This window comes from Haloarchaeobius litoreus, assembly GCF_024495425.1.
GTDB lineage: Archaea > Halobacteriota > Halobacteria > Halobacteriales > Natrialbaceae > Haloarchaeobius > Haloarchaeobius litoreus.
Genome location: NZ_JANHJR010000004.1, coordinates 258,475 through 283,492, shown reverse-complemented (window position 1 = coordinate 283,492; position 25,018 = coordinate 258,475). Strand labels below are relative to the sequence as shown.

Below are 25,018 nucleotides of genomic sequence, written 5' to 3'. Positions count from 1 at the left end.
AAGTACCCGGGGATCTCCTCACTCCGGGAGTGGTGGCCACGTCGACGCGACTGTGGTCTCGACGAGGTGGGTCTGGGCGCGACGGATGCGCTCCGAGGCGGCCGACGCACCGATGTCGAGCTCGTCTGCGACCCGCTCCAGTGACGCGCGGCGCGGCACCTCGAAGTATCCGAGCTCGTACGCCGTCCGGAGTGCCTCTCGCTGCGGGTCCGTCAGCCCGTCACCCGGTGGTTCGGGCTCGCCAGACCGCGTGAGCCGCCGGAGCGTGAACCCGCCGTTCGCCTGCCAGAAGGTGCGGAACTCGTCGAGTGCGTCGTGATCAGCGAACCAGCCCGCCTGAACCCAGCCCGTCCGGGTCACCTCGATGTGGTCGATGATTGCCTCGGCTCCGGCGAGTGCGCGCAACCCGCCGAGGTCGTCCACGACGCCACCCATGTGTGCTTCCATGCTGACGCGTGGGACGACCTGGTACCGGCGCGTCCCTCCCGCCTCACCGATGAGGGTGTACTCGCCGACGAACGAGACAGCGTCGAACGCTCGCTCCACCGCATCCTGTTCGTCAGCGGTCACGTATGCGAAGAACAGCGGCGTGTCGCCGTGGTTCAACTGCATCTCAACCTCGATGGTCGCATCCGGAACGGTTTCGAGGACCGCGACGAACGGTAAGACCTCGCAGTCGATCTCGAACTCGGCGAGCAGTCCCATGGGCCAACAGCGTCGCTGCCCCCGTATCTGCACGTCGAAATTCGATCGTCAGTCACGCCGTCGTGGGGTGGGTGCGCCTCGACCTGCACGGCCGTCGGCGTCGTGAAGATTCGAGAGTGCGAGGGCATCCGGGGTCCCGTGTCTCGCACTGTCGCCCGAGCCATGAACGAACTACCCGTAGAATTGTATATTTATCAAATTGTTATGTATCGATAGAGATAGGTTCGTTCCTGCGGCGAACGTGTTCGGTTCCGGGACCGCCCGGACCGGCCTGTCGACCAGCGTCCACTGGGTCGGAAGAAGGTTCCTCTACCGGGGTTTCGCCCGAACTATCCGGGATTCTGGGCCTGAGTGGTCCGTTCGAGTTCGATATCCACTCATCGACCACTGGAATCGACAGGGTGTCTCCCCATCGCAGCTCCGCCTCCGAGATCTTCCGGGCGGAACCTCGTGCAACCAGCTGAACGACGGCCCGCAAATTGTTACATGCTACCTTATAACTCTGCCCAATATACTAACATCTGATACTGGTGTACCCGTCGCCCCTGGCGGGCCAGCACCGTCGTTCGTCCTGACTCGCTGCGCCAGCATCTTTATCTCCATGTCTCCTGAGTTCCGAACATGGGGCTGTCGCGGGAGTTCAAGCGACGACGACTGCTCGGTTGGGCGGTCCTGTCGTCGGTGTTCATCCTCGTGAACTTCCACCGTGTCTCGACGGGCGTCCTGACGGGCTCACTGGCGAGTGCGTTCGACACGACGGGGGCCGAACTCGGGCTGCTCCACGCCTCCTTCTTCTACATCTACGCCCCGATGCAGCTCGTGGCTGGGGTCCTCGTCGACCAGCGGGGCACCCGGCGGGTCACCGTGCTGGGCTCGGTCGTGATGGCCGTCGGTGCGGTCGCCTTCGCCAGCAGCGACTCCTACCTCCTCGGTCTGCTGAGTCGGGCCCTCGTCGGCTTCGGGGGGAGCGTCGTCTACATCGGTATCCTCCGGTACTGCGCGAACTGGTTCCGGGCGAACGAGTTTGCGACGATGACCGGGGTCACACTGTCGGCATCCGCACTCGGCGGACTGGTCGCGACCACGCCACTCGCCCTCGCTGTCGGGGCCTACGGCTGGCGGGACACCTACCTGTTCCTTGGAGCTGTCGGGCTCGTGACGACGCTTGGCGTCCTCGTCTTCGTTCGAGACAGCCCTGACGATGCCGGCTACGAGCCGGTCTCCTCATCGGTCGCCGCCCCTGACCTCACGGTCCGTCAGGTGGTCGGGAACGCAAAGACGGTGTTCGCGGAGCGCACGACCTGGGTGCTCGGCGTCATGATGTTCTTCGCCGTCGGGACGAACTACACGGTCATGGGGCTCTGGGGCGTGCCGTACATGGTCCACGCGTACGACCTTTCGGTGGCGACTGCGTCGCTGTTCCCGCTCGCGGGTAACCTCGGACTGCTGTTCGGCTCGACCGGGGTTGGCTGGATATCCGACCGACTCGGCCGGCGCACCTCCATCACGGTCGTGACCGCCACCGTGTACACCGGGCTTTTCGCGGGGATCTCACTCCTCGGGACGCCGCCGCTCGTCTACGTCGCGGTCGCGTTCTTCGGTGTCATGTTCCTCCACGGCGGCTTCCTGCTCTCGTTCACGATTATCAAGGAGCGTCACTCGGGGGCGACGAGCGGGACGGCGACGGGCGCGATAAACGGGATGGGCTTCTTCGGGGCGGCTGTCATCCCCGGGGTGATGGGTGTCGCACTCGACGCGTTCTGGACGGGTGAGACGGTTGCGGGGAGTCGCATCTACACGCTGGTCGGCTACCGGGTCGCGTTCGGCATCGCCGCACTCAGCGGGCTGATCGGCCTCTGCTGTGCCCTGTGGCTCCGGCGCTCGTCCCGCTGACCTACTCCTCGAACTTGATGTGCTCGAACACGTTGTTGCAGTCCTCGCAGTGGTACTGGGACTTCAACACCGTGCTGCCGAACGGACTCTCGAGGATGGTCTCCTCGCTGCCGCAGTACGGGCACTCGACGCCGTCTTCCTGCTGGTTCGTGAGCCGTGAGCCGGCCCTGGTCTCGTCGCTCATCAGCCCGCGAGGTACCGGTGTTCCCGCCCGGTTGCCTCGTCCACGGTCTCCGTGAACGAGTCCGGGTCCGGGGGTGCGTTTCGGCGGGTCGATGCGTCCCAGTCGTCCCAGTCGTCGGGCACGTCTGGCATCTCGTAGCCGTTGGCCTCGACGAGGGTCTGGACCTCCGAGAGGAACTCCTCGCGCATCTCGTCGTTGGTGCGCGTGAACACGCCCGCCTCGACGAGCTCCGAGCCCCCGGTCCCGAGCCAGCTCGCGACGCCGGGGACGAAGCGGTCGATGGCCGCCTGCATGTCGCGCTGCTCGAACTCGTCCTGGTCCGGGTCCGCGTACACGCCGAGCCACGCCTGGCCGTGCTGGACGTGCTGGGACTCCTCCTGCAGCACCTTCCCGGCCATGCCCTGGAGCGCGTCGAACGAGCCGTCGCGGACGTTCTCGAAGACGAGCACCGTCGCGAAGTCGAGGAACGCGAGCGAGCCGACGATGTCGGCCCAGTTCGCCAGCTTTTCGTCGAGCACCGTTGCCGACCGCCACTCATCGGCGTCGCGCTCGTAGAGCAGGTCGTCCACGTCGTCGGCCCCACCCTCGACGTCGGCACCGATCTTCGTCACGGCTCGGTACGCGCTGCGTGCGTGGCCGAGCTCGTCCTGGATGACCGAGGAGAGCGCGATGTCCTCCTCGATGTCCGGGGCTCCGAGCATCCCCCACTCCGAGTACCGGTGGGCGGTGATGAACTTGGTGTCCGCGAGCACGAGAGCGAGGTCGTAGGCGGCCCTGCGCCCCTCCGATGTGAGCTCCGCGCTCATCGGCTCTCACCTGCGACGGCGGCGACCGTCGCCTCCTCGACGGTGCCCGTGTCGGAGTACTCGTGGCCGGTCCGTCCTTTCGCCTTGAGCATGTTCTCGCGGGCGACGACGAACAGGAGATCCCAGTCCTCCTCGTCGTAGAACATCTCGGCGTAGCGGGTCGCGAACGAGTCGTTGGGGGCCTCGACGCTGCCGACGGAGCGGATGGGTTCGCCCGAGGACACGCGGCCGAGGACCTCGTAGGTCTCCTTCTTCATTATGCAACGCCTCTGACGGTCTGGATGTGGTCGACGGGGCCGGGGGACTGCTTCCACTCGTCGTAGACGCCCTTCCAGTCCATGTCGAGGTCGACGACGTACTCGTCGGCGTCCTCGTCGTAGTGGGCGGGGACGTCGACCTCGAGCGGGTCGAACGTCTCGACGACCTGTCGCAGCCACTCCTGGCGGTGCTCCCGGTTCGAGCCCTTCCGGAGGCTGTACTCGCGGATGCGTTTGATGGCCTTGCCCTCCTTCTCGGGGTGTCCGAGGAACGCGATGGCCTTCGGGAACATCTTGTCGACCGCAGCCTGCAGCGTCTCCTGCTGGCGGTCCGTGCCGCTGCCGAGGCGCTTGAACCACATGTCACCGAGGCGCTTGTGGAACCCCTCCTCGGCGACGACCTTCCGCTCGTAGCGTTTCCACGGGCCGAACGAGCAGTTCTCCTCGATGTCGCCGATCTGGATGGTGCCCGCGCGGTCGTAGAAGCCGACGCCGCAGGCGAACTCGGCGAAGTTCTCGAACGGCTCGTCGAACACTCGCATGTTCCGCCACTCCTTCGGGTCGCGCTCGTACATCAGCGCCTCCTTGTCGAAGCCGAGGTCGGAGAGCACGCGGTAGCCCAGGTTCGCGTGGCCAATCTCGTCCTGCACGACGGCGCTGCCCGACACTTTGGCGTCCATCGTCGGTGCCATCTGTGTCGCCGCTGGGTGGTACGAGCAGGCGCTCATGATCTCGGTGTCGTGCTGGGTGAGCATGAACTCGACGAGCGTGTGGAGATAGCCCGGACTCATCTCCTCTATCGTCTCGATCATCTCGCCGCGAGAGACCTTGCCGATGAGCTCCTCGTCATCGGCTTTACACTCCGCTTTCAACTCCTCTAACTGACGTTCTACGACGCCCATATCGAGTCATACTCGTCGTTACACCGTATTAAATGCTAGCTTCGAACATACCCAGTCCAGCGTGGAGAAAAATCGGCCCTGGAACCGGTCTTGACCACCAGCTCCGTCACGGAGCCCGAGGTCCGGGTGGCCGGGGCAAGATTCATCCCGTCGCCTGTGGAGGTACGGACGATGTTCGAGCACACGATAACCGCACGGTTCGACGACATCGACTACGCCGGCCGGGTGTTCTACGGTCGCCTGTTCAACTACGCCCACGTCGCCGAGGAGGAGTGGTTCGAGCACGTCGGCTACCCCATCCCGAAGCTCGCCGATGAACTGGGCGTGCTGTTCCCGATGGCCCACGCGGAGGGTGACTTCAGGGGGCCCATCGAGCTGGGCGACGAGGTGGCCGTCCACGTCGGCGTCGAGTCCTTCGGCACGAAGTCGTTCGACGTCAGGGCGCACGCGGAGAACCTGACCCAGGACCACGAGGCGTTCCGCATCGACGTGACCAGGGTCTGTCTCTCGACCGGCGAAGACGGCACCGAGGAGATCCCCGCGGAGTTCCGGGTCGCCCTCGAACCCTACGAGTGGAGTGACGCCGACGGGAGTCGGTCCGACTAGTTGTTCGCGATGAACTCGTGCAGCTCCGTCGCCACCGCCTTCGGCGCTTCCAGGTGTGCCATGTGGCCGGCGTCCGGGAGCACCGTGACGGTCGCATCCGGAACCTTTCCGGCGATGATGAGCGAGGCGACCGGCGGCGTCACGGTGTCGTTCTCCGCCGCCAGCAACAGCGTCGGGGCCTCGATGTCGCCGAGCACCGGCATCACGGACGCGTCCATCAGGCCACGCATCGACGCCGCGTAGCCAGCCGGGTCGTTCGAGAGGACGAGTTCGCGGTAGAGCCCGACGAGTTCCGGCTTCGTCTCCTTCGTGTGTGCCGACAGCGACTCGGCGGTCTCCTCGTCGGCGTGGGCGTCCATCCCCTCGGACTCGATGGCGTCGGCGACGGACGACAGCTCGGCAACCTTCTCGTCGGGCATCCCCGGACCGGCGGCCGCGAGCGAGAGTGTACGGACCCGCTCGGGGCTCTCGGCGGCGAACTGCATCGAGACGATGCTGCCGAGCGAGTGCCCGACCAGGTGGACCGCGTCGAGCTCCTGGTCGTCGAGGAACGCGCGGAGGTCGCCCACCCAGTCGTCGAGCTCGTACGGTCCGTCCGGAACGTCGCTCCGACCACTGCCACGGAGGTCGAACCGGTAGACCTCGTAGGCCACGGAGAGGGAGTCCGCCACCCCCTCCCACGTGTTGAGTGTGCTTCCGAGTCCGTGGACGAGGACGACCGGCCGACCACGACCCTCGACCTCGTACGCGAGTTCGATACCGTTGACTTCGGTGCGCATACGCACTGTCAATCGCCGCCCCTCGGTAAAAACGTACCGCAGCGGCGCTCTCACCCGGTAGAACCCGGTCTGGCTCACCAGAAGGTATAATATACTCACGACGTTACGAGGTAGCATGCAGCCAGGTGAAGCAGCCGCGCTGGACGAGCAGTGCCACGAGGCGCTCCGTGACGTGACCGACCCCGAACTCCCCATCAGCATCGTCGACCTCGGATTGGTGTACGACGTGACGGTCGAGGACGGCCACGCGTCCGTGGACATGACGCTGACCGCGATGGGCTGTCCCGCCGCCCAGCTGATGACCGAGGAGGTCTCTGAGCGGCTCCGCGAGTTCGACGAGATCGAGCGCGTCGACGTGGAGATCGTCTGGGACCCGGTCTGGACGAAGGACAAGATGACCGACGAGGGCAAGATGCAGCTCCGTTCGCTCGGTATCGCGGTCTGAACCGAGGGACGCAGGATGAACGCCGAGAATCCGATTCCCGCAAACCATTTGGTATCCCCTTCCGAATCACCAGTATGAACTACGAGATACGGTACGCCGAAGAGGACGACGCCGACGAGATACTCTCCCTGTGGTACGAGTACTCCGACCATCTCTCGCAGTTCGACGCCCGCTACGAACACAAGGCCGACGCCGGTGACCAGTGGCGTGATTACTTCCTCAACCGGATGGTCGGTAGCTCGAAGGCGTCCGTCTTCGTCGCCGACTCGACCGAGGTCGAGGGTCTTCTGGGTGTCATCGAGGTCAGAGTGATGGGTGCCCACCCGATCTTCCAGCTCGACCAGCACGGGATGATCTTCGGTCACCACGTGCGCAGCGGCTACCAGCGTCAGGGCATCGAGGCCGCCCTCCTCGACAAGGCGGAGGAGTGGTTCAAACACGAGCAGAACCTCTCCTTCTACCGGATGAACGTCCTCGCGGAGAACCACTACCTCGGCGAGATCTACGAGGAGTACGGACTGGAACAGATCGAGCACACCTACGAAGGAGAGCTCTGAGCATGCCAGAGCACACCGTCCATTTCGTCAACGAGGATGTCTCGTTCGAGATGGACGAGGACAGCCCCGACAGCATCCTCGACATGGCCGAGAAACACGGGCTGAACCTCCAGTACCAGTGTCGGATGGGCCACTGTGGGATGTGCGTGGCCCGTGCGGAGGGCGAGGTCCGGCAGGAGGACGCGATGATGCTCACGGAGGACGAGAAGGCGGAAGGCTACTGCCTGACCTGTGTCGCGCGCCCGCTCTCGGACCTCGACGTGTACTCCGACGACACGCCGTAACGACCGCCGAATTACACGCCCTTAGGGTGTGTTAAGCTGGGCTGGCTCTCGGTCGGGTGTCCCCGGCATCCGGGCCACGCTCCCGATTTCACTAACGGCAGATTATTCCAGAAAGGGTGTCTGACGACCGTTACGGGCCGATGTGGCGGTCTCAGTACTCCTCGGGGAGGACGCCCTCCGATTTCAGCTGCTGGGTGATGCGCTCCTCCAGGGACACCTTCGCGATCTTGCCGACCTCGGTTCGGGGAATCTCGTCGACGATCTCGACCCGTTCGGGGTGTTTGAACACCGCGATGCCCCGCTCGTCGAGGAAGGTCGAGAGCGAGTCGACCGTGACGGCTTCAGCGTCGGGTTCGAGTTCGATGAACGCACACGGGCGTTCGCCGAGTCGTTCGTCCGGCATCCCGATGACGGCGACGTTCATCACCGACGGGTGCTCGATGATCTCGTCCTCGATACCCGGCGCGTAGATGTTCTCGCCGCCCCGGATGATGGTGTCCTTCATCCGGCCGAACACCTCGAAGTTGCCGTCGTCGTTCAGCCGGAGCACGTCCTCGGTGTAGAACCAGCCGTCCTCGTCGAAGTTCTCGCTGTTCTCCTCCTCGTTCCGGAAGTAGCCGGTGAAGAACCCCGGCCCACGAACGGCCAGCTCACCGGCCTCGCCCTGCTGGACCTCCTCCTCGCGTCGTTCGTCGACGATCTTCACCTCGTCGGCGTCGGGGGCGATAGGCCGCCCGACGGTGTGTGCCTGTACGTCCACGTCGTCGTCCGGTCGGGTGCAGATGAGTGGGCCTTCGGCCATCCCGAAGATGTTCTCGAACCCCACGTCCCAGTTGTCGACGAAGTCGTAGACCGCCTTCGGCCGCACCTTCTGGCCGCCGCTCATCACGACTTCCAGCGAGGAGAGGTCGTACTCGTCGAGCTTCGGGTGCTCGAGGATGTCGATGAGCTGCGTCGGAATCGGGAGGGTGTAGTTCCCCCCGACGCGCTCGATGAGTGCCATCAGCGACTCCGGTTTCAGGTTGGGCTCGACGGCGAGCGTGCCACCCGCCCAGAACGTCGCTCCCACGATGCAGTTCAGCGACGCGTTGTGGCCGATGGGGACGCTCGGGAACGAGACCCAGTCGTCCTCGACCTCCGAGACCGACGCCATGTACTCCCACTGGAACACGTAGTCGTTGTGGGTCCGGGGGATGCCCTTCGGCATCCCGGTCGTGCCACCCGAGAGGAGCATCAGACCCGGGTCGAACGGGTTGACCTCGATGTCGTCAGCGGCGTCAGTACCGTCCGGCTCGAACAGGTCGTCGAAGGAGTGCCAGCCGTCGGGCACCGTCTCGTCGCACACGGCGACTCGGTGCTCCAGCGAGTCGCAGTCCGCCGCGATGTCGTCGACGAGGCCGACGTGGTCGAACCCCATCTCGTAGCGGTCACCCGCGGTGAAGAAGGCCTTCGCGTCGGTGAGGTTCGTCACGTGGGTCGCCTCGGCGGCGCGGTGCCGCGGCAGGAGCATCACCGGCACGACGCCGGCGCGCGAGCAGGCGAAGAACGCCTCGACGAACTCGGTGCAGTTCGGGAACTGGAAGACGGCCATGTCGCCCACCTCGAGGCCCAGATTCTCGACGAGCGCGGCCGCAAGCTGTCGTGACCGCGTCTGCAGGTCCCCGTAGCTGAGCTCCCGATGTGGTCCGATGACAGCCGTCCGATCCGGCTGGTCGTCCGCCGCCCTGTCCAGCACGTCGTGGAAGGTCAGGTTCCGCCAGTGCCCGTCCTCGATGTACTGCCTGCACCGTTCCTCAGAGAACGGTACGTACCCGTCGATGTCCAGTGTCGCGGACTCGTACCCGGCCATGGTATGAAGAAAGAACCCACCACTGGATAATAAATCTACGCAAGCCCCACCTCACGTCCCGATTCGTGCGGCCGGGGTCGGGGGTCCGCCGACGCTAGTTTTAATTCGGCCCTGCACGATGGTAGTCTCATGTCAGCTGTCACCTACAGCGTCTCGGACGGCGTCGCGGAGATCACGCTCGCACGACCCGAAGCACGGAACGCGATGAACGCCGACGTCATCGAGGGGCTGGTCGAGGGGGTCGCGGACGCGGCCAGCGACGACGAGGTACGCGTGGTCGTCCTCGCGGCGGAGGGCGACCTGTTCTGCGGGGGCGGCGACGTGAAGGCACTCGGCGAACTGCTCGACGACGACGCGACGGGCGTCGAGCGACGGGAGTACATCACCGAGGGCATCCACCGGCCGATGAAGGCGCTGATGGCACTGGACAAACCCGTCGTCTGCCGGCTCCAGGGCGACGCCATCGGGGCCGGCTCGAACCTCGCACTCTCGTGTGATATCATCGTCGCCGCCGAGGACGCGACGCTCAGCGAGGGCTTCAAGAACGTCGGGCTGGCAATCGACTGCGGCGGCTCGTACCTGCTGACCCACAGTACGAGCCTCGCGAAGGCGAAGGAGCTCGTGATGACCGGCCGGCCGGTCGACGCGACGGAGGCAGAAGACATCGGCCTCGTCAACTACGCGGTCCCGGCTGACGAACTCGACGAGAAGGTCGACGAGCTCGTGGGACAGCTCCGCGACGGGCCGACTGCGGCCCTGGGGATGTCCAAACAGCTCCTCCACGAGGGCGTCAACGCGACGTTCGAGGAGGCGCTGGAGAACGAGGCACGTGCGAACGCCATCCTCGGCAACAGCGACGACCACGCCGAAGGTATCGCGGCGTTCCGCGAGCGGCGGTCTCCCGAGTTCACCGGGGAATAAACTCCCCTTCCCCGACCCTCGGGTTTATTAGTGATTGTTCTGAACGATAGCCCGCAGATGTTCAGAGAGAGCTTCTGGTGGCCCGACGAGCCGAGACGCGCGCTTGTCCTGCTGGTCATCCTGGCGATGGTGGTACTGCATCAGAGCGAAGTGGTCGGCATCGTTGACTCAGATACACTCGTCTTCGGCTGGCTCCCGATACAGATCGCGTACGACGCCATGTTCAATCTGTTCGGGGTCGTCGTGCTCTACGCGATGTACCGGCTCGCTCCGGAACCTCCCACGGGCGTCTTCGGGGACGGGGCCGGTTCGGAGACGACGACGGAGACGGCATCCGAGGTGACGGGCGATGGTCGCTGACAACGTCGTCATCCTCTCCGTCACGGTGGTGTACCTGTTCTTGGTTCTCGGTGTCGGCTACGTCGCCGCCCGAGCGACCGGGACGAGCCGGGAGGACTTCCTCATGGCGGACCGGTCGTTCAACACCATCATCCTGCTCGCGGCGCTGTTCGCCACGAACATGACCGCCGTGGTGATGATCGGTGCACCGGGCCTCGCCTATCGGGCTGGAGCGGGCGCGTACGGCTTCTTCGTCTCGCTGTTCGCGTTCCTCTTCCCGGTGTTCCTCATGACGGTCGGGTACCGCATCTGGCTCGTTGGAAAACGCTTCGGACACATCACACCGGGTCAGATCGTCAACCATCGTTGGAACTCCTCGTACCTCGGCGTCGTCATCATGACGATGTTCACCATCTGGACGATTCCGTACCTGCTCGTCGGCGTGCAGGGCGGTGGTATCGTCTTCGAGTCGCTGACCGAGGGGCTCATCCCCTACTGGCTCGGCGCGCTCATCGTGCTGGTCGTCGTCGGGCTGTACGTCTACCAGGGCGGGATGCGTGGCACCGGCTGGACGAACGCGTTCCAGGGGGCCGTCTTCATCGCGTTCCTCCTGGCGATGTTCGTCTGGGTCCCCACCCGCATCGGCGGCTTCGGCGCGGCGACGGAGGCCGTCGCCAGCATCAACAACGGCGTGCTCCTGAACCGGGGCGGCATCCCGCCGTTCCAGACCAGGACGTGGCTCTCGCAGGGACTCATCGTCGCCTTCGGCGCGTTCATGTTCCCACATCTCATCATGCGCTACATGACCGCGAAGTCGGTCGAGACGCTGAAGCAGACGTCGCTGCTGTATCCGGTCGCGGTCGTCGTCGTCTGGGTCCCGGCGGTGATGCTCGGCTTCTGGGGCGTCGCACAGTTCCCCGAGCTCGGTAACCCCGACTTCATCCTGCCGACGATGGTGGCGGAGTTCCTGCCGGTCTGGGTCGTCGGCTTCGCGCTCGCCGGCATCCTCGCCGCGCTCATGTCGAGTCTCGACGGACAGGTACTCACGCTGAGCACGTTCTTCACCGAGGACGTGGCGCGGGAGTTCTTCGACATCGACAGCAACGAGCGCGAGGTGTGGCTCACCCGCGCGTTCCTCGTTATCATCTTCGCGCTGGCGTACGTCGGGGCACTGGTGACGAAGGACAGCATCGTCGACACCGCGACGTTCGCGTTCTCGGGCTACGCGTTGATGTTCGTCCCGTTCGTCTCGGCGTTCTACTGGCGGGCCTCCTCCGAGGAGAGCGTCCTCGTCGGACTGTTGGTCGGCTTCGTCGGCCTCTGGGCGTTCGAACTCGGTGTACTCCCCGGCTCGCTCACGTTCGGGTTCCTCCCGTTCGTGCCGCTGCTCGTGGTGCAGGTCGTCGCGATGGTCGTCGTCTCGGCGGTGACCGACGAGGCACCTGCGGGCCGACTCGCGGAGTACGAACGGTTGTTCAGGGACGTCTGGTAGGACCGGACTCCCGATTTCCGGTGAGCCGGTTCAGTGAACTGTTACGTCAGACCGAGAACTGTTCGACGTGGCAGTACGAGGTTCCGACCGCGACAGCGAGCAGTCGGTCGCCGTCCTCGTCGCCGACGTAGAGGGCGTTGCCGGCGTCGATACCGAGTTCTTCGAGCGAACGCGAGAGCGTCTCCCGCTCGGGTTTGTCCGCGGCCATCGTGTCCCGGGCGACGACGCTGTCGACGTGGTCGAGCACGTCGAACCGGTCGAGCGCCCGCCGTGCAGCCTCCTCGGCGTTGGCGGTGCAGACGCCGACCGGACAGTCGAGCGAGGGCAGGACGGAGAGCGCGGGCAGCTTCCGCGCCGTCTCGGCACCCGCGACCTCGGCACTCCCGACGATGTCTTCGAGTTCGTCGTCCAGCCCGTGCTCGCGCGCGAGGTCGAACACCTCGACGCGGCTGTGGTCGGTGATGGGGCCGTCGAGGTAGGGGTCGAGCAACGATTCGAGGCGCTCGTGGACGGCCGGCCAGTCGACGTCGAGGTCCACGAGCGTCCCGTCGAGGTCGAAGACGACGCCGTCGAAGCGGTCGGCCTCGTGCCCGTTCAGCGCCGGAGTCGGCTCGCAGTCGCCGGGCGCGGCGATGACCACCTCGTCCCCGGCCTCGACCCGGAGGACGGTACGGAGTCTGACCGGCGCGACGAGCTCCGTCTTCGTCCCGGGGTAGTCGGGGACGAGCGGCCGGATGACTGCCGCGCGGACGCCGCCGACGCGGCAGGGGCTGATGTCGAGCCCGTCGCAGTGGGGGTCGCCGGGCAGTGGGACCGTGTCGGTCTCGAGGTGGTCGAGCGAGTCGACGCCGTCGAGGTTCAGCGTGCCAGGGAACACACGGAAGCCGACGGCCTCCTCGAGCAGGTCCGCCACCTGCTCGATGAAGTTCGCTGCGTCGCCCTCCCCATCGGTGACACGTCCCGTCGCCGAGTCGTCGTCCAGAGCCGTCATCTCACTCTATGTCGCTCGCCTCGATGCCGCCCCACTCCTCGATGGCCACGTCGACGTCGAGCTGGGCGAGCGCCCGTGCGGTCGTGCGACTGATCATCTCGTCGAGGTCCCACGGCTTCTGGTAGAACGAGGGGAACGGCGGGAAGACGACCGCGCCGGCGTCGGTCACCTCCAGCATGTTCTTGAGGTGGATGCGGTTGAACGGCTTCTCCCGGGGCATGAGCACGAGCGGTCGTCGCTCCTTGAGCATCACGTCGGCCGACCGCGTGATGAGGTTCCCGGCGTCACCGTGGGCGATGTTCGAGAGGGTCTTCATCGAACACGGAGCGACGAGCATCCCCTCGGTCCGGAACGACCCGCTCGCGGTCTTCGCGCCGATGTTCTTCACGTCGTGGGTCTCGTCGGCCAGCGCGACGACCTCGTTCACCTCCGTCCGCGCCTCCTGTTTGAGGTTGATCTTCGCCGCGTTCGAGAGGATGAGGTGCGTCTCGTACTCGGTGTCCGCCAGAAGTTCGAGCGCACGGATGCCGTAGATCTGCCCGGTGGCACCCGTCATCCCGACCACGATACGTTCTGTCACGCACACTGGTTCGAATCGGAGTAGTATATAGATTTGGTCCCGGAACCCACCGACTGAGACCGGGAGAACGGGCGGAACTGCCAGCAGCACCCGACGATTTATGGGCGCTGGCGACGCTCTCTACGCATGGCTCCGACAACGCATCAGGTGTACCTCATGACGGCCGACCTCGACGCGTCGGTCGAGTTCTACGAGCAGTCGCTCGGACTGACCTGTACCGACCACGGCGAGCGGAGCGCGGCGTTCGACACCGGTCAGTGTACGCTCAAGGTCGAGCGCGACTTCGACGAGGAAACGCTCGCGGCGTTCGGCATGTCGCCGCCCGGCGAGTCACGCGGCGACGGCGTCGTCGTCGTGCTGGAAGTCGACGACGTGGACGCGGTGTACGAGACGGCGGACGAACACGATGCGGACACGCTCATCCAACCGCGCGACGTGGACTGGGGACGGCGGATGTTCCTCGTCCGCGACCCGGACGGCTACGTCCTCGAAGTGTCGCAACCGATAGCGTAGGACCGAGAACGAGGGGGGCCGGCTCAGTGGCCGGGGTCCCACCACAGGACGCGCTGGTGGATGACCTTCAGCACCCACGGGAGCAGGATGCCGAGTGCCATGAGCGCGAGGACGATGCTGATGACGCCCTCCAGCTTGTAGGCCGCACTCCACGCCTTCAGGATGCCGCCGATACCGGAGACCGCGACGATGATCTCCGTGACGACGAGGCCCTTCACGGCACGGCCGATTCCCAGGCGGAGCCCGGCGAGGATGTACGGTATCTCGTGGGGCACGATGACGCTCTTGATCTTGAACATCCGGCCGGCGTTGAACGAATCGGCGACCTCGAGCAGGTTGTCGGGGGCCGTCTTCGCGCCCTCGAACGTGTTGATGATGATGGGGAACACCGCGAACATGAACACGATGACCCAGCGGACCTGCAGTCCGGTGCCGAACCAGATGATGAACGCCGGCACGAGCGCCGCGAAGGGCACGACGTACAGCGCGTTCACGTACGGGTCCATGAACTCCTCGACGAACCGGTTCACCCCCATCGCCAGCCCGAGCGGGATGCCGACGACGACGGCCGTGAAGAAGCCGAGCAGGATGGCACGCATCGCGTAGGCGAACGCGTTGATCAACCTCTCCTCCTCGACCTGCTGGACGAACGCGTCCAGGATGAGGTCGGGCATCGGCAACTGCTCGACGAACGTCGCCGCCGCGACGACGTAGACGGCGAACAGGAACACACCGAAGCCGGCCTGCAGGCCGACGCGGTGGGACCGCTGCTCCATGTCGAGCATCAGACCTCCACCTCCGGGTTCCAGTCAAGCATCCTCGACTCGACGACCTGCAGCAGGCGCGTCAGGACGATACTGGTGAGCATCAGCACGATGACGATGGAGAGGACGCCCGAGATGCGGAACAGGTTCGACCAGGTGCGGATGATGGCGCCGAGGTTGACGAACTCGACGAGGATCTCCGCGAGGATCATCCCCTGCACGGCCCGGCCGAGACCCAGCCGGAGCCCGGCCGTGATGTACGGCAGGTCGTGCGGCAGGATGACGTGCCTGACGGTGAAGTACTTGCTAGCACCGAACGACTTGCTCGCTTCGAGCAGCCCTTCGGGCGTCGTCTTCACGCCCTCGTACGTGTCGATTGTGATCTCGAAGAACGCGAACAGGAACACGATGAGCAGGCGCACCTCGAAGGTGGGCCCGCCGACGAGGATGAAGATGGGCACCAGTGCCGACACCGGTGCGACGTACACCGCGTTGATGTACGGGTTCAGCATCACGTCGATGCGCCGGTCGAGCCCCATCAGGAGCCCGATGCCGATGCCGAGCACGGCCGCGAGGATGTACCCGGCGAACATCGACTTCAGGCTCTCAAGGTACGCGCCGACGAGGTTGTACTCCTCGTACTGCTCGACGAACGCCTCCCAGATGAGCTCGAGCCCGGGGAACAGGTACTGCGGCTGCCCCCGCGCGTAGAGCTCCCAGGCGGCGAGCCCGACGAGCACCGCGAACAGTCTGACGATGATTCCTCTGTGTCGGGCGAGCCAGCCCATCCCCGGGAGCTCGCTCACCCGTTGGAAGCCTTTCTGTACGTCTTCTGAGTATGCCATCGTTATTCGGTGATAGATTTCGCCTCGCTGTCCAGGAACCGGTGGCCGCAGGTCGGACAGAGGAGCTTGATGCCGCTGTTGCGGAGCTCGTCGTAGTGAGCCTGGAACGATTCGTCGCACTTCGGGCACTGGGCCCAGAACGCTCGTGGCATCAGTCGATGTACTCCTCCGGCTGCATGCGTTCGAGCGCGTCCTCGGGGATATCGAGGCGCGGTGGGTACTGTTCGTCCGGGTGGATGGTCGCGTCGATGATGACCTTCGAGTTGGCCACCTCACCGCGAACGCTCGGGTCCAGCGTGTTGCCCTTCACGTTCTTGATGACGTCCATGTCCTCGTCGGGGCGCATCCGCGTCGCCACCGCCCAGAGCACCGACTCCTCGTCGAAGGCGTCCACGTCGTCGTCGACGACGACGACCTGCTTGACGAAGTCCGAACTCGCGAGCGCCTGCAGCGCGGCGTGTTTCGCCTCGCCCTCGGTGTCCTGGTCGATGCTGACGTAGCAGCGGAACCGGCCACAGCCCGAGCCGGGCAGGTACACCTGCTCGACGCCGGGGACGCGACCCGCGATGTCGCGGTAGATGCCGCCCTCCTTCGGGACGGAGCCGAGGATGCGCACGTCGCGGTGGCCGACGAACGTGTGCTGGAAGATGGCGTCCTCCCGGCGGCTGATGTGGCGCACGTCGACGACCGGCTTCAGGCGCTGTGGGCCGTAGTAGCCGGGGAACTCGCCGAACGGTGCCTCGACCTCCATGTCGTCGGGCCGTATCTCGGCCTCGATGACGACCTCGGCGTCGGCGGGCACGAGGAACTCGTCGCCCCACGTCTCGGAGGGCGTGAGCCGCAGCGGCTCCTCGAACATCCCGCCGATGACGTCGTACTCGTCGACCTCGAAACCGGCGAGCGTCAGGGAGCCGAGATAGTAGCCCGGGTGGTGGCCGCAGACGACCGCCATCCGCGTGGGCTCGCCCTGCTCGCTGTTGGTCTGGTAGATGCGGTAGTTGTGCCGCGGCGACATGTGGATGCCCATCTTCTTCGGGCCCTTCACCATGTTCCGCAGGAAGGCGACGTTGTAGACGCCCGTTTCAGGGTCCTTCATCGACGGCGTCATGTTCACGTACGGTGCCGGGTCGAGCCGGTGGTGCCGGACGACCGGCAGGTACGTGAGGTCCGGAACCTCGATGGCGCTGACCGGTGCCTCCGTCCGGGGCACGACCTGCGGCTCGATCCGGTTCTGCTCGCGACGAGCGTACTCGAGGCTGGTCTCCATCCGCCACTGGTCGCGTGGCAGGTCGAGCGCCTGTGCGACGCGTCGCCTGTCGGCGAACACGTTGCTGATGAGCCGGATGTCCGTCGGTCGCCCCTCGATGTCGGTCGGGTTCTCGAACAGCACGGCCGGGTACTCGTCCCGGTTCTCGAGGTTCTGGAGCAGCCCGGTCACGTCGAATTCCGCTGGGTGGACCTCCCGCTCGACGTGCTTCAGGTCCGCGCCGTCCAGCGTCTCGATGAACTCTCGGAGGTCCCGCATCACGTGGCCTCCAGCGTGTCCTCCGAGCTGCCTTCGGTCAGTCCCAGGTGCGCCCTGAGCTCGCGCTCGATGTCCTCGAACCGGTCGTCGTTCTCGACCGAGATGCGGTCCTTCCAGCGCGGACGGTCGAACGGGATGTCGATGTCGGCGACGATGCCGCTGGGTTTCTCGCCCATGACGAGCACCCGGTCGGCCAGGAAGATGGACTCGCGGATGTCGTGCGTGACGAAGATGACCGTCTTCTTCTCGCGCTCCCAGAGCTTCAGCAGCTGGGTCTGCATCCGGTCCTTGGTCTGGGCGTCGAGCGCGCCAAACGGCTCGTCCATCAGCAGCACCTCTGGGTCCACGGCGAGTGCACGGGCCAGTCCGACGCGCTGTTGCATCCCGCCGGAGAGCTCCGAGGGCAGGCTGTCCTCGAAGCCGTCGAGACCGACCTTGTCGATCCACTCTCTCGCTATCTCGTAGCGTTTCTCCTCACCCATCCCTCGGATCTCGAGGCCGAGGGCGACGTTGTCGAGGGTGCTCCGCCACGGGAACAGCTCGAAGTTCTGGAACACGACCGCCGCGTCGTCCGTGGGCTCCGTCACGACGCTGCCGCCGATCTTGATCTGTCCGCTGGTCGGCTCGACGAGTCCGTCCATCATCTTCATGAGGGTCGTCTTGCCACAGCCTGAAGGACCCAGTACGCAGACGAACTCCCGTTCGGGAACGTGGAACTCGATGTCGTCGAGTACGTGGACCGCGCCGTCTCCCGAACCGTACGTCTTCGAAATCCTGTCGACTTCGATGTCTTTTGGCATTGCTTGGCTCCCCCCGTCTCACATCTCCATGTGCCCGTCGCTGGTCTCGTCGTCGCTGCCGCCGGGCGTTCCGGTGTCCGCGAAGAACAGCGGGAGGCTCGGTGGGTCGAAGTCGAAGCCGAGTTCGTCCCAGCGGTCGACGACGTTGTCGTACATCTCCTCCCTGACGGCCGTGCGTGGTGGGAAGTCGTCGATGTACTTGTGTTCCTTCGTCGCGTCGATGAGCAGTTGCGAGCCGTACGGGCGGTCCTCGGGCGGGTTCCGTGACGGGTCCAGCGGCGTGCTCCACGTGTCGGTGAGCATGTCGGTGTGCTGTTCGGCGTCCCAGCGGGTCGCCATCGCCCAGATGACCTGGTTCGTGTCGGCGGGGTTCACGTCCTCGTCGACGACGACGATGAACTTGCTGAAGTACGCACCGCCCGGGCACTGTGCGGCGATCGTCGCGGCCTGGTTCGCGTGGCCGGCGTACTGCTGTTCGATGGAGACGACCGTCATCGACATCCCGGACGCACCCGCGGGGTGCGCGTAGACGCCCTTCACGCCCGGAATGCCGAGCGTGTCGAGGTCGTTCCAGATACGTGCCGAGCGACCGACGCTGTAGGTGAGGTTGATGTCGCAGCCGGGGTAGTCCGCCATCAGCGCGCAGGTCAGGATGGGGTCGTCGCGGTGGTGGACCGCCTCGACCGTGTGGACCTCGGCGGGCTCCTCGGGCCGGCCGTAGTAGCCGGTGAACTCCCCGAAGGGGCCCTCCATCTTCTGCTCGTTCGGGTAGAGCTTGCCCTCGACCGCGATCTCGGCGTTCGCCGGAATCGGGAGGTCGGTTATCTGCCCCTCCGTGACCTCGATTGGTGCGTCGCGGATGCCACCCGCGACCTCCAGTTCGGACAGGTCCTCCCCGAAGGTGAGCTGTGACGCGAGATAGAGTTCGGGTAACACCCCGTAGACAGCGACTACTTCCAGCGGCTCGCCCTTCGCCCACGCCTTCTTCATGTGCAGACGGAGGTCCTTCCCGGGCGAGGTGAACAGCCCGGTCTGGTTCTCGTTGTGTATCATCTGCCGGTACGTCCCCATGTTGAGTGCGCCCGTCTCGGGGTTCCGGGTGATGGTCAGGTCGGCCGTCCCGATGAACCGACCGCCGTCACCGGGCCACATCTTCGGGACCGGGAACTTCCAGAGGTCCACGTCGTCACCCTCGTCGGTGTTCTCGAAGACTGCGGCGTCGTCCTGTGAGACCTGCTCCGGTTCCTTCCGGGCTGTGAGTTTGTCCCGCGCTGACTGGATGAGGTCGTGTTCGCCCAGATCCGGCCCCTCCCTCATCGCGATGCCCAGTCGGGTCGGGCTCGAGGAGAACATGTTGAACAGTACCCGGTACCCCTCGGGGTAGTCCTTCACGTTCTCGAAGAGCAGTGCCGGGGCTCCCTCCTCCTTGTGCGAGACGTAGGTGATGGCGGCCATCTCCTCGTCCCAGTCGACCTCGCTGTCTATCCGCTTCAACGAGTCTGCCTGTTCCACCTCGGAGAGCCACGCCCGCAGGTCATGCTGCATGCTCCGTTGTGCCATGGTGGCACCCATGTTTCGACGTGCCATATACACTTTGGTAATTTTCATGATAGATGCGCGGAATTTGGAATTTTGCGGCGGAAGGCGGCGAAAACTCCGGATCCACAGGGCGGAACGGTGTCCGTGCTCAGTTCGACGTGGACCCACGAAGCGCCGCGTAGTCCAGCTTGTTCGTCCCGGTCCGGGGAAGCGAGTCGACCAGTTCGAAGCGCCGGGGGCGCTGGTAGTCCGCGAGGGCGGGCAGTTCGCGGCAGAGCTCCTCGAGGTCGGCCTCGTCGAGTTCCGGGTCGGCAGAGACGATGAACGCCTTCGGCGTCTCACCCCACTCCGGGTGCGGAACACCGACCACGGCGGCGTCCTCGATACGCGGATGATCGACGAGGGCCGCTCGTACCTTCTCCGGATAGACGTTGATGCCACCACTCAGAATCATGTTGTCCGCTCGGCCGAGCAGGTAGAGGAGCCCGTCGTCACCGACGGCCGCGAGGTCGCCGGTGTACACCCAGCCATCGTCGTGGAAGCTGTCGGCGGTCGCCGCCGGGTCGTCCCAGATCTCGTCCGCCACGCAGGGGCCACGGATGAGTATCTCGCCGGGGTCCCCCTGTGCGACCTCGGCCGACGGGTCCCGGGAGTCCGGCTCGACGAGTCTGAGCTCCGTGTTCGGGGCCGGGTACCCGATGCTGTCGAGTGTCTCCGTCGTGACGTCCTCGGGGAACAGCACGGTCGAGGACGACATCGTCTCGGTCGTCCCGTACATCGTCGTGACGCGCTCGCAGATGGAGGTTCGGATGGCCTCGAACAGCGGCGGGTCGAGCGGTGCTCCGGCGTATCCCGCAAGTTCCACCGACGTGAGGTCGTACGCGGTGGTACCCGCCGCGACGATGTGCTTCCAGACCGTCGGGACGAGCACCAGCGACGTGACCCGTTCGGCCTCGACGGTCGCGAGAATCTCCGCGGGGTCGGAGCGTTCCAGGTAGACGACCGTCGCGCCGGCCGTCAGTGTGGGGAACGTCGCGTTGGCCCACGCGATGAACGACGGCGTGTTCGTCTTCAGGGTCCGGGTCCGCGGCCCGATCTGCTTCTTGAAGATGCCGAGGTGGCTGCTCTCGACGACGTTCGCGTGCGTGTGGACGACGGGTTTCGGCACACCGGTCGTGCCCGAGGAGAAGTTGATGAACGCCCTGTCGGTGGGTGCGACCGACGGGAGCTCGCCGGGGTCGGTCTCGCGGAGCTCCGTCATCGGTCGCGCGAACGACGGGACGTCCCCGAGTCCGTCGAGTGCGACGAACAGTTCGACCGAGGCGAGGGTGTCGACGAGGGGTGAGACGACGTCGTGCAGGTCTGGCTGGAACACGACGGCGGTCGGGTCGAGTCGGTCCACCATCGCCGTGATCGTCTCCTGGGACTCGCGGAAGTGGACGGTCGCCGGAAGCGCCCCCGCCCACAGCACGCCGAGGAAGGCGATGGTGTGTTCGACCGTCGAACGGTCGACCATCGCGACCCTGTCACCCGGTTCGACGCCGGCACCCCGGAGGCCGTGGGCGACCGATCGGCTGGCTTCGTACAGCTCCCCGTAGGTCACTGTCCGGTCGCGTTCACCCTGGACGAGTGCCTCCCTGTCTGGGTACCAACGGGCCCCCGCCGCGATGCTGTCCAGCAGGGTCGTTCCGTGCGCCATGTGCGTAGCCTTCGACGGAGCGAGTAATACCTGTTTGCGTCCGCCCCACGCGCGCCGGGTGAGGGAACCCGGACGGCAACCTGCAGGCCATCTATGCGGGATGTTGACGACCGGCACATTAACGAGGACTGCCCCAGAAGCTTCCAGACACCGTGACCTACGAACACGTGCGGCTGACAGAGGAGGATGGCGTGGCGACTGTCACGCTCGACCGCCCCGAGAAACGGAACGCCATCGTGCCGGAGCTCGCGGCGGAGCTCGACGACGCGCTTGCACGGGTCGAGGACCGGGTACGGGTGGTCGTCGTCGAAGGCGAAGGTGAGGCGTTCTGCGCCGGGATGGACCTGGAGAAACGGTTCCACGAGCCGAGAAAGGAGGGGCCACGTGCGTTCTACGAGGCTGGTCGGAAGACGGGCAGGATGTTCACGACGCTGTACGAGTACCGACGCCCGACCGTCGCGAAGGTCGACGGCTGGACGTTCGGTGCCGGCTACTGCCTCCAGGCCGTCTGTGACTTCGCGGTCGCGACCGACGAGGCGACCCTCGGGCTCTCCGAGATCAACTTCGGTATCATCCCCGGTGGCGGGGCGATGTGGGCTGCCGTGAACACGATGAACCGACGCGACGCGCTCTACTACACCTCCACCGGCGAACCGTTCTCCGGTGCCGAGGCCGACCAGATGGGTGCGGTGACCATGTCCGTCTCCGAGGACGAGTACGAGTCGGCCGTCGAGGAGCTCGTGGACTCCCTCGTCGAGAAGAACCCGGTCGCACTCCAGTTCAACACCGCCGTCCTCGAGCGAGTCCGATACATGGACTTCGACCGTGCGCTGGACTACGAGCGGGGCAAGAGCGAGGAGATGAAGTACTACCAGGAGGACGAGTGGGTGGACGAGGGGATCGGCCAGTTCAAGGACCGACGGTACAGACCCGGTCTGGAGTCCTACGAGGAGCGTTCGGGGGAGTAGGCGACGGCGATATCGTCTGTCACCGGAGCGAACAGCGTGGGACGGACCGGAGCCTCCAATCCCCGCTGCACGCGGCTACCGATGCACTTTCGTGCCGGAGAGTGTCATGTAATAACATTACCCAAAGGATTATATCCTCTTCTATGAGTTAAGGTACTATGGTCGAACGACCAGACAGAGTCCAGCGGACAGCAGGTGGAACTGATGCATCGAAGAGGCGGCGATTCCTGAAGGTCGCTGGCGGTGGTGCACTCGTCGGTCTCGCCGGCTGCCTCGGGGGCGGCGGTGGTGGCGGGGACGACACCGACACAGAGGACGACAACGGTGGCGGTGGCGGTGGTGGCGGTGGTGGCGGTGGCACCACTGATGGCGGCGACGACTCGGTGGAGATGCCCGACACGCTCCGTATCGGCCACCCGTCGCCGGCACGACCGGTGTACAACCTGCCGACGTACACGACGTTCCTCAGCCGGATGGAGGACCGTGGTGTCACCATCGAACCGCAGACCTTCAGCGGCTTCACCGGTGTGGTGGCTGGGATGGTCAGTGGTGAAGTGGACCTCGCCTACACCACGCCGCCGTCGCTCGTCAACGCGACCTCGCAGGGGTTCCCCATCCGCTCCGTGATGGAGCTCTCGCAACGGTTCTCCCAGCAGGTCATCGTCCAGGAGGAGGTCGACGACTGGGAGCAGCTTCGCGGTGAGACGCTCGTCGCACACTCGCCGCAGTCGTTCTCGGCACTCGTGCTGAAGACGGCTGTCCGGCAGAACCTCGGCAGCGCGGACGAGGTGAACTACCGGTACATCATCGGGACGCCGAACCGCATCGCGGCGATGCAGTCCGGAGACACCCTCGCGACGACCGTGTTCACCAGTGGTGCGATCAGCGCCCAGAACCGCGGTATCGCGAAGATCTTCTACAACCTGAACGACGACACCGACCCGATGACGCTGGCCCAGTGGACGTTGCTGGAGGACCAGATCAACGAACAGGAGGAGATGTACCAGGTGGTCTTCGACGAGATGCAGGCCGCGTACAACGACGTCTACAGCGGCGACTCGGCCGAACTGGCCGACAGCGCACTGAACTCGCCGACGAACTTCCCGGACTTCGGTGCGGACGTCTGGGCCGAGACCATCGACATCGCGAAGGAGGACGAGATGTTCCCCCGGGAGAAGTCGAGCCAGCTGACCGAGGCGAAGATCCAGCTCGGGCTGCAGCTCTCCCAGCAGACCGAGCTCATCTCGGAGATTCCGGACACTAGCACGCTGGTCGACCGGCGCTTCCTCGAGTAATCCGTCTCGACAGGTCGAACAGGTGCGGTGGTGGCGCCGGGAAACACACCCTTAGGGTGTATATATTCTGGTGATGGGGGTGTGTCCCGGACACGAACCCCCGGCAGGCGAGGCACCCGCGAGTGGTCGGTCCGTGTCGCGAACGCTTAAGCCGAGCCCGACGAGATACCCGTGTGTATGAGCCCACGAATCAGGACAGCCGCGAGTGGCCCACGTCGGTCAGATGAGTGACCACCCGGACGGCTGGCTCGACGACCGACTCCCGGTCGTCGTGACGTTCTGGCTGCTGACGACCGTCGGCTATGCCTACATCATCGTGCCGAGCAGCGTCTTTCCGCTGGTGCGGGAGTCGATGGGAATCGGCCCGTTCGCGGCGAGTGCGCTCATCAGCGTCACCCTCGCCGGTCAGGTGGTTTCCAACATTCCTGTCGGTGCACTCCTCGACCGCTACCACAACGTCAGGCTGGTGGGATGGGCAACGGCCGGACTCCTCTTCGTCGCCGTCTGGGGCTGGTACGCGGCGTCCGCAGACGCCTACTGGTCGCTCCTGGGGTCCCGGTTCCTCGGCGGTATCGTCACCGTCGTCATGTGGACTGCCGGTATCACCGTCACGAACGGGCTGTACGACCTGCGGAGCAGGGCCACAGTGGTCGGGTTCTTCACGACGAGCGCCCCCGCCGGATTCGCACTCGGGCAGTTCACGGGACCGCTGCTGGCGACCGACGGCTGGGCGTGGAGCTTCGTCGTCTACGGCGTCGTCTGTGCTGGCCTCTACGTCGCGCTCGTGGTCGCCGCCTGGCGCTGCGCGGAACCGACGACGCCGCAGACCGAGACGCCGACGAGAGCCCAGTTCCGTCGCGCACTCGTCGACCGTCAGGTCTGGCAGGTCGCCATCCTCGCGTTCGTCTCCTTCTCGGCGTTCCTGGTGCTCACGAACTGGATGCCGAGCTACCTGGTGAGCGAGTTCGACTACTCCCTGGTGTTCAGCGGGGCGTTCGTTGCGCTCTTCCCCGCGATGGGCATCGCCTCACGGTGGGGCGGGGGGTTGCTCTCCGACACCTGGTTCGGGGGACGGCGACGGCCGGTCGTGTTCTGGTCGTTCCTCGTCGCGACGCCCGCGTTCGTCGCGCTCGGCCTCGTCAGTGACCCGCTCCTGCTGGTGTTCGTGCTCTGCGTGGCCGGGCTCTCGATACAGCTCGGCATCGGCATCTTCTTCGCCTACGCGAGGGAGATCGTGCCGCCCTCGCTCTCTGCGACCGCGGTGTCGGTGACGAGTGCGGTGGCCGTACTCGGGGCGACGGTCGGCCCGCTCGTCACCGGCGCGCTGTTCGAGTACACCGGTTCCTACGTCAGCGTCTTCGGCTACGCGGTCGTGCTGTCGGCTCTCGGGCTCGTGCTCGCAAGGACCGCGCCGGAACCCTCGCTGGAGGCCGAGGGGGCCGTCGAGAGCACTGGACCGGAGCAACAATTATGACGCTGC

At 65.5% G+C, this 25,018-nt stretch carries 28 protein-coding genes; 12 read left to right on the top strand and 16 right to left on the bottom strand.

The window, feature by feature from the left end; translation table 11 throughout:
• Positions 1 to 18: 18 nt before the first annotated feature.
• A complete protein-coding gene (locus NOW55_RS19030) occupies positions 19 to 705 on the bottom strand; it encodes a helix-turn-helix domain-containing protein (protein WP_256401704.1) in 687 nt (228 codons plus the stop codon).
• Positions 706 to 1,326: 621 nt separating this feature from the next.
• On the opposite strand from NOW55_RS19030, the gene NOW55_RS19025 reads away from it, so the two are divergent.
• Entirely contained in the window at positions 1,327 to 2,598 is a 1,272-nt protein-coding gene (locus tag NOW55_RS19025; protein WP_256401703.1) for an MFS transporter, read from the top strand.
• 1 nt (position 2,599) lies between these two features.
• On the opposite strand, the gene NOW55_RS19020 is transcribed toward NOW55_RS19025, so the two are convergent.
• From NOW55_RS19020 to NOW55_RS19005, 4 genes are read right to left on the bottom strand one after another with little or no spacing between them, the layout of a single operon-like run.
• Positions 2,600 to 2,782: a PaaD-like zinc ribbon domain-containing protein gene (locus NOW55_RS19020; protein WP_256401702.1), complete on the bottom strand. Its 183-nt coding sequence runs from the start codon at positions 2,780 to 2,782 to the stop codon at positions 2,600 to 2,602.
• Positions 2,782 to 3,588 (bottom strand): 1,2-phenylacetyl-CoA epoxidase subunit PaaC, encoded by an 807-nt coding sequence (locus NOW55_RS19015; RefSeq protein WP_256401701.1) that lies wholly within the window; start codon positions 3,586 to 3,588, stop codon positions 2,782 to 2,784. The genes NOW55_RS19020 and NOW55_RS19015 overlap by 1 nt, the downstream gene beginning before the upstream one ends.
• Entirely contained in the window at positions 3,585 to 3,845 is a 261-nt protein-coding gene (locus NOW55_RS19010) for a hypothetical protein (protein WP_256401700.1), read from the bottom strand. Before NOW55_RS19010 ends, NOW55_RS19015 begins: the two co-directional genes overlap by 4 nt.
• Entirely contained in the window at positions 3,845 to 4,747 is a 903-nt protein-coding gene (locus tag NOW55_RS19005; protein WP_256401699.1) for a 1,2-phenylacetyl-CoA epoxidase subunit PaaC, read from the bottom strand. The genes NOW55_RS19010 and NOW55_RS19005 overlap by 1 nt, the downstream gene beginning before the upstream one ends.
• A 171-nt stretch (positions 4,748 to 4,918) precedes the next feature.
• On the opposite strand from NOW55_RS19005, the gene NOW55_RS19000 reads away from it, so the two are divergent.
• Entirely contained in the window at positions 4,919 to 5,353 is a 435-nt protein-coding gene (locus NOW55_RS19000; protein WP_256401698.1) for an acyl-CoA thioesterase, read from the top strand.
• Here the strand turns inward: NOW55_RS19000 and NOW55_RS18995 are convergent.
• Complete coding sequence (locus tag NOW55_RS18995; RefSeq protein WP_256401697.1) at positions 5,350 to 6,132, bottom strand: alpha/beta fold hydrolase; 783 nt, start codon at positions 6,130 to 6,132, stop codon at positions 5,350 to 5,352. The genes NOW55_RS19000 and NOW55_RS18995 overlap by 4 nt on opposite strands.
• Positions 6,133 to 6,247: 115 nt before the next feature.
• Here NOW55_RS18995 and NOW55_RS18990 point away from each other — a divergent pair, with 115 nt between their 5' ends.
• The 3 genes from NOW55_RS18990 to NOW55_RS18980 all read left to right on the top strand — a co-directional run bounded on the left by NOW55_RS18990 (position 6,248) and on the right by NOW55_RS18980 (position 7,418).
• The gene (locus tag NOW55_RS18990; RefSeq protein ID WP_256401696.1) at positions 6,248 to 6,577 is read left to right on the top strand and encodes a metal-sulfur cluster assembly factor; all 330 of its coding nucleotides are present in this window, start codon (positions 6,248 to 6,250) and stop codon (positions 6,575 to 6,577) included.
• A gap of 74 nt (positions 6,578 to 6,651) precedes the next feature.
• The gene (locus tag NOW55_RS18985) at positions 6,652 to 7,134 is read left to right on the top strand and encodes a GNAT family N-acetyltransferase (RefSeq protein ID WP_256401695.1); all 483 of its coding nucleotides are present in this window, start codon (positions 6,652 to 6,654) and stop codon (positions 7,132 to 7,134) included.
• 2 nt (positions 7,135 to 7,136) lie between these two features.
• Positions 7,137 to 7,418, top strand: coding sequence for a 2Fe-2S iron-sulfur cluster-binding protein (locus NOW55_RS18980; protein ID WP_256401694.1), 282 nt, complete (start codon positions 7,137 to 7,139; stop codon positions 7,416 to 7,418).
• A gap of 151 nt (positions 7,419 to 7,569) precedes the next feature.
• On the opposite strand, the gene NOW55_RS18975 is transcribed toward NOW55_RS18980, so the two are convergent.
• On the bottom strand, positions 7,570 to 9,267 hold the full coding sequence (locus tag NOW55_RS18975) for a (2,3-dihydroxybenzoyl)adenylate synthase (protein WP_256401693.1): 1,698 nt from the start codon (positions 9,265 to 9,267) through the stop codon (positions 7,570 to 7,572).
• A 129-nt stretch (positions 9,268 to 9,396) separates the two neighbouring features.
• Between NOW55_RS18975 and NOW55_RS18970 the strand changes: the two genes are divergently transcribed.
• Genes NOW55_RS18970 through NOW55_RS18960 form a run of 3 tightly spaced genes read left to right on the top strand, consistent with a single transcriptional unit; the run spans position 9,397 to position 12,019 of the window.
• A complete protein-coding gene (locus NOW55_RS18970) occupies positions 9,397 to 10,188 on the top strand; it encodes an enoyl-CoA hydratase/isomerase family protein (RefSeq protein WP_256401692.1) in 792 nt (263 codons plus the stop codon).
• A 57-nt stretch (positions 10,189 to 10,245) separates the two neighbouring features.
• Positions 10,246 to 10,548 (top strand): hypothetical protein, encoded by a 303-nt coding sequence (locus NOW55_RS18965; protein ID WP_256401691.1) that lies wholly within the window; start codon positions 10,246 to 10,248, stop codon positions 10,546 to 10,548.
• Complete coding sequence (locus tag NOW55_RS18960; RefSeq protein ID WP_256401690.1) at positions 10,538 to 12,019, top strand: sodium:solute symporter family protein; 1,482 nt, start codon at positions 10,538 to 10,540, stop codon at positions 12,017 to 12,019. The genes NOW55_RS18965 and NOW55_RS18960 overlap by 11 nt, the downstream gene beginning before the upstream one ends.
• Before the next feature lie 46 nt (positions 12,020 to 12,065).
• Here NOW55_RS18960 and NOW55_RS18955 read toward each other — a convergent pair whose 3' ends face one another.
• Positions 12,066 to 13,010: a DUF120 domain-containing protein gene (locus NOW55_RS18955; RefSeq protein ID WP_256401689.1), complete on the bottom strand. Its 945-nt coding sequence runs from the start codon at positions 13,008 to 13,010 to the stop codon at positions 12,066 to 12,068.
• 1 nt (position 13,011) lies between these two features.
• Entirely contained in the window at positions 13,012 to 13,590 is a 579-nt protein-coding gene (locus tag NOW55_RS18950) for a UbiX family flavin prenyltransferase (RefSeq protein ID WP_256401688.1), read from the bottom strand.
• Positions 13,591 to 13,716: 126 nt separating this feature from the next.
• On the opposite strand from NOW55_RS18950, the gene NOW55_RS18945 reads away from it, so the two are divergent.
• Positions 13,717 to 14,103 (top strand): VOC family protein, encoded by a 387-nt coding sequence (locus NOW55_RS18945; protein WP_256401687.1) that lies wholly within the window; start codon positions 13,717 to 13,719, stop codon positions 14,101 to 14,103.
• Positions 14,104 to 14,126: 23 nt separating this feature from the next.
• Here NOW55_RS18945 and NOW55_RS18940 read toward each other — a convergent pair whose 3' ends face one another.
• The 7 genes from NOW55_RS18940 to NOW55_RS18910 all read right to left on the bottom strand — a co-directional run bounded on the left by NOW55_RS18940 (position 14,127) and on the right by NOW55_RS18910 (position 21,275).
• On the bottom strand, positions 14,127 to 14,888 hold the full coding sequence (locus tag NOW55_RS18940) for an ABC transporter permease (protein WP_256401686.1): 762 nt from the start codon (positions 14,886 to 14,888) through the stop codon (positions 14,127 to 14,129).
• On the bottom strand, positions 14,888 to 15,712 hold the full coding sequence (locus NOW55_RS18935) for an ABC transporter permease (RefSeq protein WP_256401685.1): 825 nt from the start codon (positions 15,710 to 15,712) through the stop codon (positions 14,888 to 14,890). Before NOW55_RS18935 ends, NOW55_RS18940 begins: the two co-directional genes overlap by 1 nt.
• A 2-nt stretch (positions 15,713 to 15,714) precedes the next feature.
• A complete protein-coding gene (locus NOW55_RS18930; protein WP_256401684.1) occupies positions 15,715 to 15,864 on the bottom strand; it encodes an MJ0042-type zinc finger domain-containing protein in 150 nt (49 codons plus the stop codon).
• A complete protein-coding gene (locus tag NOW55_RS18925; protein ID WP_256401683.1) occupies positions 15,864 to 17,237 on the bottom strand; it encodes a UbiD family decarboxylase in 1,374 nt (457 codons plus the stop codon). Before NOW55_RS18925 ends, NOW55_RS18930 begins: the two co-directional genes overlap by 1 nt.
• Positions 17,237 to 18,037: an ABC transporter ATP-binding protein gene (locus NOW55_RS18920; RefSeq protein WP_256401682.1), complete on the bottom strand. Its 801-nt coding sequence runs from the start codon at positions 18,035 to 18,037 to the stop codon at positions 17,237 to 17,239. Before NOW55_RS18920 ends, NOW55_RS18925 begins: the two co-directional genes overlap by 1 nt.
• Positions 18,038 to 18,055: 18 nt before the next feature.
• Positions 18,056 to 19,597 carry a UbiD family decarboxylase gene (locus NOW55_RS18915; protein ID WP_256401681.1) on the bottom strand — a complete coding sequence of 514 codons (1,542 nt, stop codon included), beginning with the start codon at positions 19,595 to 19,597 and terminating at the stop codon, positions 18,056 to 18,058.
• 127 nt (positions 19,598 to 19,724) lie between these two features.
• The gene (locus NOW55_RS18910; RefSeq protein ID WP_256401680.1) at positions 19,725 to 21,275 is read right to left on the bottom strand and encodes a class I adenylate-forming enzyme family protein; all 1,551 of its coding nucleotides are present in this window, start codon (positions 21,273 to 21,275) and stop codon (positions 19,725 to 19,727) included.
• Positions 21,276 to 21,427: 152 nt separating this feature from the next.
• On the opposite strand from NOW55_RS18910, the gene NOW55_RS18905 reads away from it, so the two are divergent.
• The 3 genes from NOW55_RS18905 (at position 21,428) to NOW55_RS18895 (ending at position 25,012) form a co-directional block, all read left to right on the top strand.
• Positions 21,428 to 22,243 (top strand): p-hydroxycinnamoyl CoA hydratase/lyase, encoded by an 816-nt coding sequence (locus NOW55_RS18905; RefSeq protein WP_256401679.1) that lies wholly within the window; start codon positions 21,428 to 21,430, stop codon positions 22,241 to 22,243.
• Between the two features lie 158 nt (positions 22,244 to 22,401).
• Positions 22,402 to 23,538 (top strand): ABC transporter substrate-binding protein, encoded by a 1,137-nt coding sequence (locus tag NOW55_RS18900; RefSeq protein WP_256401678.1) that lies wholly within the window; start codon positions 22,402 to 22,404, stop codon positions 23,536 to 23,538.
• Between the two features lie 223 nt (positions 23,539 to 23,761).
• Complete coding sequence (locus NOW55_RS18895; RefSeq protein ID WP_256401677.1) at positions 23,762 to 25,012, top strand: MFS transporter; 1,251 nt, start codon at positions 23,762 to 23,764, stop codon at positions 25,010 to 25,012.
• Positions 25,013 to 25,018: the final 6 nt, after the last annotated feature.